The 12792-nt window shown below is 41.8% G+C and carries 8 protein-coding genes; 4 read left to right on the top strand and 4 right to left on the bottom strand.

Annotated features, from left to right (window positions below; genetic code table 11):
* Positions 1-40 precede the first annotated feature (40 nt).
* Positions 41-2068 (bottom strand): transketolase, encoded by a 2028-nt coding sequence (locus tag QZL88_RS03835; RefSeq protein ID WP_296938709.1) that lies wholly within the window; start codon positions 2066-2068, stop codon positions 41-43.
* Positions 2069-2292: 224 nt separating this feature from the next.
* Entirely contained in the window at positions 2293-3483 is a 1191-nt protein-coding gene (locus QZL88_RS03830) for an L-serine ammonia-lyase (RefSeq protein WP_296938708.1), read from the bottom strand.
* A gap of 598 nt (positions 3484-4081) precedes the next feature.
* Between QZL88_RS03830 and QZL88_RS03825 the strand changes: the two genes are divergently transcribed.
* Both QZL88_RS03825 and QZL88_RS03820 read left to right on the top strand, forming a co-directional pair.
* Positions 4082-5377: an MFS transporter gene (locus QZL88_RS03825; protein WP_296938707.1), complete on the top strand. Its 1296-nt coding sequence runs from the start codon at positions 4082-4084 to the stop codon at positions 5375-5377.
* Between the two features lie 154 nt (positions 5378-5531).
* Positions 5532-7100, top strand: coding sequence for an FAD-dependent protein (locus QZL88_RS03820; RefSeq protein WP_296938706.1), 1569 nt, complete (start codon positions 5532-5534; stop codon positions 7098-7100).
* Positions 7101-7221: 121 nt separating this feature from the next.
* Here the strand turns inward: QZL88_RS03820 and QZL88_RS03815 are convergent, their stop codons facing one another.
* Both QZL88_RS03815 and mgtE read right to left on the bottom strand, forming a co-directional pair.
* A complete protein-coding gene (locus QZL88_RS03815) occupies positions 7222-7782 on the bottom strand; it encodes a sugar O-acetyltransferase (protein WP_296938705.1) in 561 nt (186 codons plus the stop codon).
* 136 nt (positions 7783-7918) lie between these two features.
* Entirely contained in the window at positions 7919-9310 is a 1392-nt protein-coding gene (mgtE, locus tag QZL88_RS03810; protein WP_296938703.1) for a magnesium transporter, read from the bottom strand.
* Between the two features lie 348 nt (positions 9311-9658).
* Here mgtE and QZL88_RS03805 point away from each other — a divergent pair, with 348 nt between their 5' ends.
* The gene (locus QZL88_RS03805; protein WP_296938702.1) at positions 9659-10060 is read left to right on the top strand and encodes a transcriptional repressor; all 402 of its coding nucleotides are present in this window, start codon (positions 9659-9661) and stop codon (positions 10058-10060) included.
* A gap of 75 nt (positions 10061-10135) precedes the next feature.
* The gene (locus QZL88_RS03800) at positions 10136-12535 is read left to right on the top strand and encodes a TonB-dependent receptor (protein ID WP_296938701.1); all 2400 of its coding nucleotides are present in this window, start codon (positions 10136-10138) and stop codon (positions 12533-12535) included.
* The last annotated feature ends 257 nt before the right edge of the window (positions 12536-12792 follow it).

Raw genomic sequence — 12792 nt, 5'->3', positions numbered from 1 at the left:
AACTGATGACTGTTTACAGCTAACTGCTAACTGTTAACTGTCATTTCAGATATTCCTTCACCTGATTATATACATTCTCAGGAGTAAAGCCAAGCTTCTCGTCCAGTACCTTATAAGGGGCGGAGAATCCGAAGGAGTTCATACCCCAGATCTTACCTATATCGCCTACAAGACCCTGAAGGGTAACAGGAAGGCCTGCTGTAAGGCCGAACTTCCGCTTGTCCGCCGGAAGTACGCTTTGCTGGTAGGCTTCGCTTTGTGCACGGAACAGCCCTTCGGATGGTACCGATACGATACGTGTCTTGATGCCGTCTGCTTTCAGCAGCTTAGCCCCGTCTACAAGGGTTGAGACTTCCGAACCCGAAGCCAACAGGATAACATCGTAGTCCTCGTCTTCTTCTACTATGTAAGCTCCTTTTTCAGCCTGTAAGGCTTCTGTATAGCGGCTTGCCTTAGCAGGCAGGTCGTTGATGTTCTGCCGTGAGAAGATAAGGCCTGTCGGAGTGGTCTTGTTTTCCATGGCCATCTTCCATGCTACGGTAGCTTCCTGTACGTCGGCAGGACGGAGAACAAGCATCGAGTTGTGACCGTGGTGGTTCTGCAACTTCTCCATCAGGCGTATCTGGGCTTCCTGTTCCACCGGTTCGTGGGTAGGACCGTCTTCACCGACACGGAAGGCATCGTGTGTCCAGATAAACTTAACGGGTAGTTCCATCAGCGCCGCAAGGCGGATGGCAGGTTTCATATAGTCGGAGAATACAAAGAAGGTGGCGCAGGCTGCCGTGACTCCTCCGTGCAGGGTCATACCGATACACAGGCAAGCCATGGTAAGCTCCGATACGCCTGCCTGCAGGAAGGCTCCCGAGAAATCGCCTTTCTTCATGCTGTGGGTATGCTTGAGGAAACCATCGGTCTTGTCCGAGTTGGACAGGTCGGCTGAGGATACGATCATATTCTCTACCTGTTTGGCCAATACTCCCAGTACGGTAGCTGAGGCGGCACGGGTGGCCTGGTTCGGCTTCTGTTCGATGGCTGCCCAGTCTATTTGTGGTACATAGCCGTCGAACCACTGCTGCATCTTTTGTGCCAGCTCCGGGTTTTGTTTTGCCCAGGCTTCTTTGGCCGCATATTTCTTGGCTACGATCTCTGCCAGTTCGGCAGCACGTTTTTCGTAGAGTTCTTTGACTTCGGGGAAGATAACGAACGGATTTGTCGGATCTCCACCTAAGTTTTCGATGGTCTTCTCGTAAGAGGCTCCCGCTGCGCTTAACGGTTGTCCGTGTGTTTCTGTTTCGTCTTCGAAGCTGCTGCCGTCTGCTTTGACTGCTCCTTTTCCCATGATGGTCTTACCGATAATCAGGGTAGGGCGTTCTTTTTCCTGTTTGGCTTCTGTCAGGGCGGCACGGATCTCGGTGGCGTCGTTGCCTGTAATGGTAATCACACGCCAACCCCATGCTGTATATTTGGCGGCTACGTCTTCTTCGGTCACTTCGCGGGTCTTGGTAGACAGCTGGATACCGTTGGAGTCGTAGAACATGATCAGGTTGTCGAGTCCGAGGTGGCCTGCCGTACGGCCTGCTCCCTGTGAGATCTCTTCCTGTACGCCTCCGTCGGAGATAAAGGCATAGATGGTCTGATCCATGCAGTCACCGAAGCGTTGTTTGAGGAACTTGGCGGCGATGGCTGCTCCCACGGCAAAGGTATGCCCTTGTCCGAGCGGGCCGGAAGTGTTCTCGATACCACGCAGGATGTCTCTTTCGGGATGGCCCGGTGTTACGCTGCCCCACTGGCGGAAGCCCTGAAGGTCTTCCATACTGAACTTACCGGCTAGGGCTAGGGTGGAGTACAGCATCGGAGACATATGTCCCGGATCTAAGAAGAAACGGTCGCGGCCTTCCCACTGAGGATTCTTCGGGTCATAGACCAGAAATTCAGAAAAAAGCACATTGATAAAATCAGCGCCGCCCATGGCGCCTCCGGGATGGCCCGATTTGGCTTTCTCGACCATAGAGGCCGATAGGATGCGGATGTTGTCCGCGCTTCTGTTTAATAAATTGGTTGTGGTCATTGGGTATATAAGGTAATTAATTTACATGTATACAAAAGTAGGAAATAAGCCTGTAATATTGAAACTAAAGTATATAAAATGTTATATAAATGTAAGTTATACAGATGTTTATATTGTGACTGGTCTACAATAAGATATAAAAGAGATTACGGTTTTTATCTTCTGTAAAATGCTATTAATCAGTTTTGTTGAAGATATGCATAACTACTGGTTCTGCTATTTAGTTACTCCAGATTTACAGCAAGACCGCCTGTAGAAGTTTCCTTGTAAAGACTAGGTAAATCATGCCCGGTCTGCTGCATCGTGCGAACAACCTTATCGAAACTGATAAGATGCTTTCCGTCCGATAGCATGGCAAATGAACAAGAGTCCAAAGCCCGTGCAGCAGCAAAGGCATTACGTTCGATACAAGGTACCTGAACTAGTCCGCATATAGGGTCACAGGTAAGTCCCAGGTGATGTTCCAGTCCCATCTCAGCAGCATACTCGACTTGTTGCGGAGAGCCTCCGAATAGTTGACAGGCTGCTCCTGCTGCCATCGCACAAGCGACACCCACCTCTCCCTGACAGCCGACTTCGGCTCCTGATACAGAGGCGTTTGTTTTCACTATATTGCCTATCAATCCGGCTGTGGCCAGTGCCCTGATTATCTTTTGATCACTAAAGTCATGATTCATTTTCAGATGGTATAAAACAGAAGGTAGTACACCGCAGGAGCCGCAAGTAGGAGCTGTTACAATGATATTACCACTGGCATTTTCTTCCGATACGGCGAGCGCATAGGAGTATATTAAGGCGCGGCTTCTCATCGAGCCCTGATAGCCTTTCGCTTTGATGCTGTACATGGACGATTTACGTTGCAACCCTAAACCACCCGGAAGGAGGCCTTCTGCATCCATTCCTCTATGGATAGCAGCTTCCATCGTTTTCCATACAGTCAGCAAGTAATCGTAAATGTCTTTACCTTCGGTATCTTCCACATATTCCCAGAATGTTTTGCCTGTTTGCTGACACCATTCCAATATTGTTTTCATGGTGCTCTTGTCGTACAAAATTTCTTTTTGGGTTTCGGATGTACCATCTGATAAATCTCCACCACCTATACTGTATACTGTCCATTCTTTTACAGTCTGACTTTTAACGATGGCTTCGAATTTCATCCCGTTTGTATGGTAAGGAAGAATTGTTTCTGGCTTCCATATTATTTCGGTGGAAAAAGGCAGTAGTGTATTTATTATCGCAGTGTCTGTCATATGTCCTTTACCTGTTGCAGCAAGGCTACCATATAATGTGACCCTGAATGAGTCGGTGTATTGGTTTTCGTCTTTAAATTTCTGAGCTGCTTTTTGAGGAGCCATTGTATGGCTACTCGAGGGGCCATGACCGATCTTGTACAAATTGCGAATAGATTCCATTGGTTTACTTTATTTTGTATAATATATTTTAGTTGATCGTACTCATATTGTCAAAATGAATTCGTGATAGAGAAAGTCCCTTATTAAATATTGTTAAACATATTTCGGCTGGTTTCTTTATAGATACAGCACTACCAATTTAATACAAACTTTAATGAATTCTATGATTTGTTGTTTTTAATATTTTTTATCTATGATTATTTGATGGCGAAAATGTATTAATTCATTAATATACAAATGATTATTTTTTATCGGTTTGAAGTAATAAAAATAGTCAATTTTACCTTAATAAAAAAAGAAAATAGGTACTTATAAAAAGAAGTGATATCTAAATATAAATTTCTATGTTGTACAACACGTTTTTTGACAACAGAAGCTCAAAATGTATAAGTATTTTTACAACGTTTTTGCGAAAACAATCTTCACTTAGCCTTTATAACCATGAATTGAGATACATTCCGAAATTGTATCTTGGAGTTAATCAGGGGGTAATTGATTTTTTATGATTTAATTACTCCCTGACAACTCCTGAAGTGAGGTCTGAACACTAAATGCGATTTAATAAAGAATAATTTAAATTAATAACTAAAGTGATATTATGAGTAGTACTGAGAAAAAGAATTATTTGTTACCTATTATTATGATGATCTTCCTGTTTGCGATGATCTCATTTGTAACGAATCTTGCAGCACCGATGGGGGTTGTATTGAAAAATCAATTCGGAGTTTCTAATGCCATGGGTATGTTGGGTAACTTCGCAAACTTTATAGCATACGCTTTTATGGGTATTCCTGCCGGTATTTTGTTGTCAAAAATCGGATATAAGAAAACTGCCCTGATTGCTGTTGCTGTTGGCTTTGTAGGAGTAGGAATCCAATATCTTTCGGGTGGTGCCGGAAGTTTCGTTGTATATCTGTTAGGTGCATTCGTTGCCGGTTTTTCAATGTGTATGTTGAATACTGTGGTAAACCCGATGTTGAACACATTAGGTGGCGGCGGTAAAAAAGGTAACCAGTTGATCCAGATAGGTGGAACATTCAATTCGTTAAGTGCTACACTGGTACCTATATTGGTAGGTGCTTTAGTGGGTGAAGTAGCAAAAGCTAATATCACAGATGTGTATCCTGTAATGTATGTGGCAATGGCTATTTTTGCTCTTGCATTCATCGTATTGTCTATGGTTCAGATCCCTGAGCCTCACATGGCAAAAGAAGAAAATAAAGGAGTTAAGGATCAATATAGTGCATTATCGTTTCGTCACTTCAAATTGGGAGCTATAGCGATTTTTGTTTACGTAGGTATCGAAGTTGGTATTCCGGGAACATTGAATTTATTCCTGGCTGATGCTACTCAGGGTGGAGGCCTTGATGGAACTACAGCGGGATTTGTTACTGGTACTTACTGGTTCCTGATGTTGGTAGGCCGTTTCTTAGGTGGTATCATTGGAGGAAAGGTTTCCAGTAAAGTGATGCTTACTATTGCTTCGGCAGTAGGCTTGGTATTGGTATTATCGGCTATCATCCTTCCTACAACTCAAAATATTTCCATGCCTGTATTTATGACAGACCCTGCCACAGGAGCTCTTTCATTTGGTATGACTCAGGTGCCTATCAATGCTATGTTCTTAGTGTTGTGCGGACTTTGTACATCTGTAATGTGGGGTGGTATCTTCAACCTTGCAGTAGAAGGATTAGGCAAATATGTTGCCAAGGCATCAGGTATCTTTATGATGTTGGTTTGTGGTGGAGGTTTCTTACCACTTCTTCAAAATGCAATTGCTGACGGTGCAGGATACATGACCAGTTACTGGGTTGTATTTGCCGGATTGGCTTATATGTTGTATTATTCAGCTATCGGTAGCAAGAATGTAAATAAAGATATTCCTGTAGAATAATATTTCAGGAAGATTTACTAAAATATAGAACGGCAGCAGGCAGAAATGTTTGCTGCCGATTCTTTTTATAATCACTTGATATAATTCATAAATGAGAGTTTATAACTCATCATTAAAAAATATACCTTTGTACTCTCAAATTAATAAATGATTCATGCAAAAAGATATAGACTTACGCATTACGCCAGAACAGGCGTCAGATATTGAAAAAGTAAGACGCATTTTTTCTTCTCAATCCGGTATTCCTCTTAAAGATATAAACTCGGTACGTATTCTCCGGCGTTCGATAGACGCCCGGCAACGGAATATTTTTATAAACCTCAGGGTGAGGGGATATGTGGATGAAGTGCAAAATGATCCGGCTTTTGTAAGTACATATTATCCGAATGTAAAAGATTGTCCACAGGCTATTGTCGTGGGAGCAGGCCCTGCCGGTTTGTTTGCAGCATTGAGGTTGGTCGAATTGGGGATACGTCCTATAGTAATAGAGAGAGGGAAGAATGTCCGGGACAGGAAACGCGATACGGCATTAATGAACCGGGAACATGTTGTAAATCCCGAATCGAACTATTGTTTTGGAGAAGGCGGAGCAGGAGCATACTCTGATGGAAAACTATATACCCGTAGTAAGAAAAGAGGTAGTGTAGAAAAAATTTTAAATGTTTTTTGCCAGCATGGTGCAGAGTCATCTATACTTGTTGATGCGCATCCGCATATAGGAACAGATAGATTACCGGGTATTATAGAAAAAATGCGTGTGCAGATTATATTGTCTGGAGGCGAAGTGCATTTCGAAACCCGAATGGATAAACTCATAATTGATAATAATACGGTAAAAGGAGTAGAAACGAATAATGGAAAAACATTTTTAGGGCAGGTTATTCTTGCTACCGGTCACTCGGCTCGCGATGTGTATTATATGTTGTATGACCAGAAAATAAAAATAGAGGCCAAAGGATTAGCTGTTGGATTCCGTGTTGAACATTCGTCGCATCTGGTAGATCAGATTCAATACCATTGTAAGGAAGGCCGAGGTGAGTTTTTACCTGCTGCAGAGTATAGCTTTGTTGTTCAGGCCGGAGATCGTGGTGTATATTCTTTCTGTATGTGCCCCGGGGGAACTATAGTTCCATCGGCCAGTGGGCCCCGGCAAGTGGTTGTTAATGGTATGTCGCCATCTAACCGCGGATCACGCTGGTCTAACTCCGGAGTTGTAGTTGAGATTCATCCGGAAGATTTTCCGGAATATGCAAAATATGATGAATTGTCATTATTAAGATTCGTCGAAGATTTGGAAGAGCTGGCATGGCTGCACGGCGGAAAGAGCCAGGTAGCTCCTGCGCAGAGGTTATATGATTTCGTGAATGGCAAAAAAAGTGATTCTCTGCCGGATACATCTTATGCTCCCGGTGTAATATCATCACCTATGCACGAATGGATGCCCAAATTTGTCTCTGTGCGTTTGCAAGAAGCATTTAGGAAAGTGGGGAATAGCTACAAAGGTTATCTGACAAATGAAGCCATCCTTTTAGGTGTAGAGAGCCGTACTTCTTCACCTGTCCGTATTCTACGTGATAGAGAGACAATGCAGCATGTGGAAATAGAAGGTCTTTATCCTTGTGGAGAAGGGGCTGGTTATGCAGGGGGTATTGTTTCGGCAGCTATGGATGGGGAACGATGCGCAGAAGCGTTAGCAGAGAAAATGAAAGAAAGTAATCATTAAGCCTGGAAGTATTACTTTATTGTACAAAAAATAGCTCGTAGTCATTTTCGCACTACGAGCTATATATAATCTTATCATCTTTATGGTAAATTAATAGAGTTTAGCCTCTGTCTATAGTACCTCAATCGATTTCAATGGTCACATCTATGTACTTTATCACTTTAGCTGGATTGCCTGCCGCAATAGCATTTTCCGGTATATTTCTTGTGACGATACTGCCTGCTATTATAAGTGCATTATTTCCGATCGTTACTCCCGGTAGTATAGTGACATTCCCTCCAATCCAGACGTCATTACCTATTTTTACCGGATGAGGAGGTGTAGGCGCTTCTCCCCCAAGGGTTTTCTTGACGGTGTAAATACCGACATGAGGTCCCATAAGTACATTATTACCTATTTCAATATTAGCTTCGTCAAGGAAGAGGCATTCTACATTGGCATAGAAATTCTCTCCTATATGTACATTTTGTCCATAGGTACAAGTGAATGGCTGTTCGATCATGAAATCATTTCCAACACTCCCTAATAGTTCCTTAATTATACATTTTCTTTGCTCTTTTTCAGAAGGGTACAAGTTATTATACTTGCGCATCAATACTTCGGCACATTTTTTCTGATTAGCTAAAATAGAGTTCGGGTCTGAGCTGTCAGGTTTACTTACCGGGATTTTGTCTCTTTTCATTAATTCAGATTTGTGGATATTCTTTGGGAATATCCGGTGATATATTGGGCTTATATATTATAAACGTTCAGCTTCTTCGTCTTGTTTAATATATAAGCCCATTTTTCACCTTTAATTAATCTGTTTTTAGTTTTTGTTAACCATTCATTAATGGGCCAAATATCCAGCTGGCTATGGTCAGATAAATCATCAGTCCTGTTACATCCACTATCGTAGCCACAAATGGAGCTGATGATGTGGCCGGATCGGCGCCAAAACGCCGGAGGATAAACGGCAGCATAGAGCCTATCAATGAGCCCCATAGTACAATGCCTATCAGGGCCAGAGATACAGTAGAACCTACCATAATCCAGTGCTCTCCGTAAAGATTTGGGAATATAAGATGCCAGATATAAATGCGGCAAAAGCCTATAATACCCAGTATAATACCCAGGCTCAGTCCGGAAACTACTTCGCGACGGAATACCCGCCACCAGTCCCGGATTTTTACTTCTCCGGTAGCCATAGCCTGAATAACGAGGGTGGAAGCCTGTGAACCGCTATTACCTCCGCTCGAAATCATCAATGGAAGAAACAATGCCAAAACTATCATTTGCGCCAATTGTTCTTCATAATATTGCATTACCGAGGCTGTGAGTAGTTCTCCTATGAATAATATAACCAACCAGCCGGCACGCTTCCATACGAGTTTGTGGACGGGTAAATCCAGATAAGGCTCATCCAGGGCCGATGTACCCCCCATTCGCTGCATATCTTCGGAATATTCCTCGTCGGCAACCCAGAGGATATCATCAATGGTAACAATGCCGAGCAAAATACCACCCGAATCTATGACCGGTAGGGCTACCCTGTTGTTCATCTTAAATATCTTAATACCTTCCTCCACAGGATCCGGCGCATTCAGAGAAATAAGCCGCCCATCCATAAGATCGGTAATAGGTGTTTTGGGATCGCTGATCAGTAGTTCTTTTATCCGTAAGTCGTCAATCAATACACCCTTATCATCGAGGATATATATTACATCAATTGTCTCAGAGTTTCTCCCATTCTTACGAATATACTGCAATGCCTCTTCTACCGTATAATCTTTAGATATCGCAAGGAAATCGGGTGTCATCATACGCCCTATACTGTCCTCCGGATATGAAAGAAGTGTAAATACTTCTTTCCTGTCTTCGGGAGGGAGTAGGGATATCAGGCGGTGCTGTAATTCCTGGTCTTTTAGTTCTCCAAAGAATGCCGTGCGGTCATCCGGAGGCAGTCCGTTAATAATTTCGGATATTTTCTGTCCCGGTAGTTTTGTGATAATCCGTTCCTGGGTGGGGACATCTAATATCCTGAATACATTTACTGCTCTGTTGAGACTTAAAGTCGTAATAATCAATGGAGCATACTCAGGTAATTCATCAATCAGATCTTCTACATCCGAGATGTTCAGATCGTCAAGATAGATGCGCAGCATGGCAACATCACCTGCTTCAATCAGAAGCTTGGTTTGTTCTGTCAGTTGTTCGATATTCTCCTTCATCCATAAGATAAATTATAAGGTGGATAATACAAAAACAGTTCTGTCAACGATTCTGTTTTTGGGATGAATTAGTTTTCGCAGGCTGTGGTATTATTGATATTATCAGCAACGTCATTTTTCGCTTGCGAAATGCGGCTGCAAAGATAATCTTTTTTTGCAGTATCAAAGCCTGAAGACGTAATTTTTATAAGAAATTGTTTTTTTTGGAAAAATATTTTTATCTATCTATATCGAGTACTTATTCATACGGAAAGATATTTTTTGATTTTTTATCTATCCTTTCAGATCCTTTTTGGTGAATCGGTGTTATATTTGCAACCTTGTTTCATTTATAGTTGTGTTGCATATATGAATGCCGAACAAATATTAAAACTTCATAACCTGAAGAATACGGGTTGTCGTAAATTTATAATAAGTGAGTTGCTTAATAATGATTCTGCTTTGTCAGAGAATGAAATAAAAAAAGCTTTGCCGGATTTATTCGATAGGGTTACATTTTACCGTTCATTAAAGACGCTGGAAGAGAAGAATATTATCCACCGTATTGTCTTGCACGATTCTACGGTTAAATATGCTCTTAACAACGAAGCTTTGCCTAAAGGGGAACACGCTCACTTTCATTGTATAAAATGTGATACGGTAACATGTCTGGAGACAGAGATACAGGCACCAGTTGCAATGCCTAAAGGATTTTCCATAGACTCAGTGGATGTCTTACTTGAAGGCACATGTCCCGATTGTAAAAAATAAGGCTTTAACCGGTAATTGAATTATAAGGGAATCAGAAAAATATTTACACAGTAATAAAACCATAGGATGGCTCTAATGAAAAAGATTTTATTCATACTATTCTTCTCCATCGTTTATCTTCAGCTCTCAGCTCAATCAACCTGCGCAATATCAGGAAAGGTGACAAACCAAAATACAGGAAACCCTATAGAAGGAGCTGCCGTTTCTATAATAAATACGCCTGTCGGCGAATTGACTGATAGTCTCGGTGTTTTTAGTTTTTGCCATTTAAGGAATGATGCATATACTCTCCTTGTAAACTATATAGGATATAAAACAGATACGGTATATATAGCATTACATAATGATACACTTCTCAATATCCGTTTAAAGCCGTTGGCCGTAGAATTGAGCGAAGTGGAGATATCTGCCGGGGTAAAAAACTCAGTTAGGCGTATAGATTACGATAAACCTTCTACATCGTTTAATAAGATGCTAAGTATTTTACCGGGTGTGACTACTATGAATATAGGCGGAGGTACTTCAAAACCTGTGATAAGAGGATTGAGTGGCAATAGGGTAACAGTAATAAACAGAGGTGTTGGTCAGCAGAATCAGCAATGGGGTGCCGACCATGGCATAGATATAAATCAATCGGATATATATAATACAACTATTTATAAGGGGCCAAACTCATTACTCTTAGGCTCGGGTACTACAACAGCAATCGAAATCCAGCCATATGGGTTTGAGAATGCCGATGTTTTCAAAGGTGAGGCTCAATTGTATGGGGCATCAAACAATGATTTGTATGGGGCGGGGCTTACTGCCCGGTGGCAGAAAGGTAACTGGTTTTTGCAGGGTGCTTATGATTATAAAGATTATGCTGATTATAGGCTGCCAGCCGAAAAAGCGGACTATGAGTCGCAGGAAATTGCTTTTCCGGACAAGCGTTTACCCAATTCTGCCGGAAAGGAATATTCACTTTCGGGAACGGTCGGTTTCAGAAAAAAGAATGTGACCACTTATGTGAATGTAAGTAACAACTACCAAAAGACCGGACTTTTTGAAGTGGAGGAAGATCATTCGGATCACGATCACGAAGAAGGAGATCATGATGACCACGACCATGATCACGATATGGATAATTCGCACCGGAATATCACATTGCCATATGCTACTGCAAATCATTTTGCGGTAACGAATAATACAGAGTGGAAAACATCGGCATTCCGCTTGTCTGTAAATACAGGATATCAGTATAATCATCGACGCGAGTACGAACATTTTCACGAACATTATGAAGGGCAGTCTGAGCCGGAGACAGACGATGACATTGCAGTAGATTTCAAATTGAGGACATATTCGTCAAATGCCCGTCTTTTCCTGGATGAAAAGGGGAATTGGACAAAAACAATCGGAGCGAGCATAGAATATCAGCAAAACAGGGTAGGGGGCTTTGAGTACTTCCTGCCGCGTTACAATCAGATATCAGGCGGATTATCTTTCATAAATACATTCCGCTTTACGAATGAATGGTTATTTTCGGCCGGAGCCAGATACGATTTCGGGAACATGGACGTCACGGGTTTTTATGATAATACTTTAGCTACCTACCTCCAAGAACAGGGATACGGAGAAGATATAGTGAAACAATATGCCCAACGGGCTTACGATGTAGACCGTAACTTCGGTAGCTGGTCGGCAAGTGCAGGGCTGGTATATACACCACATTCATACACCGGTTTTACATATAAAGCAAATGTATCTAAAACTTTCAGGTTTCCTTCGGCGAATGAGCTTGCTGCTAACGGTGTGCACCATGCCGCATTCCGTTACGAGATTGGTAATCCTGATCTAAAAGCAGAGAATGGTTATACACTGGATTTGGGCCTAAATTATAATAACAAGGCGGGCTTTTCTGTTGATTTTAGTCCGTTTGTAAATTATTACTCCAATTTTATTTTTTTACAGCCTGTGGAGGAAACACCCGTATCGCTTTATGATGATAAGCCTTATCAGTATTCTCAGGCAAAAGCAATATTCACAGGAGCAGAGTATAGGATCGCATGGTTATTATTGAGACAACTGGAATTGTCTTCTGCAGGCAGTTTTGTACTGAATAAAAATCTTGATGCCCATAATCCCCTGCCTTTCACTCCACCTTTGACGATGACTAATGAGATAAAATACTTAAAAGATACAGGTAAAAGGAAAGGGCTGACGTACTATCAGTTATCTGCCTCTCATCAATGGTATGCGAAACAAAGCCGGGTAGGCTTTGATGAAGCAAAAACAGAGGGTACCAGTTTGTTCCATGCCGGCGCGGGATTCGATTACCGCTTTACTTCTAAGTTTGCCGTTAATTTCAACCTGCAGGTTCAAAACATATTCAATACTCGCTATCTTAATCATATGAGCCTTTATCGTCGGTTGAATATACCCGAACCAGGTAGGAATATACAAGTCTTTCTGCGTATTCCTTTCAATGGCTGATAATACGGGATTGTCAATAATCTAAAAAAACGGTTAGCGGTGACCTGTAACTCGTAACTTTATCGTATTTTCGTAGTTACAAATTCACTTAGTAACTGTTTAAATTTAATTGGTATTCTTCTATGAGTTATTTTGAGACAGGTTTTTAGATTTTTGCTTGCAGGTTTAGCGGGCTAAACCAAAAGAAAAAAGTGAAAAAGATACTCAAAAGAACCATAAAGAGAATGTCAAAGAATGAAAATGGTTATATAAGAATA

The sequence above is a fragment of the uncultured Dysgonomonas sp. genome (genome assembly GCF_900079725.1).
Lineage (GTDB): Bacteria > Bacteroidota > Bacteroidia > Bacteroidales > Dysgonomonadaceae > Dysgonomonas.
Note: the sequence above shows the minus strand (reverse complement) of the source record. Positions and strands in the feature narration are given on the sequence as shown.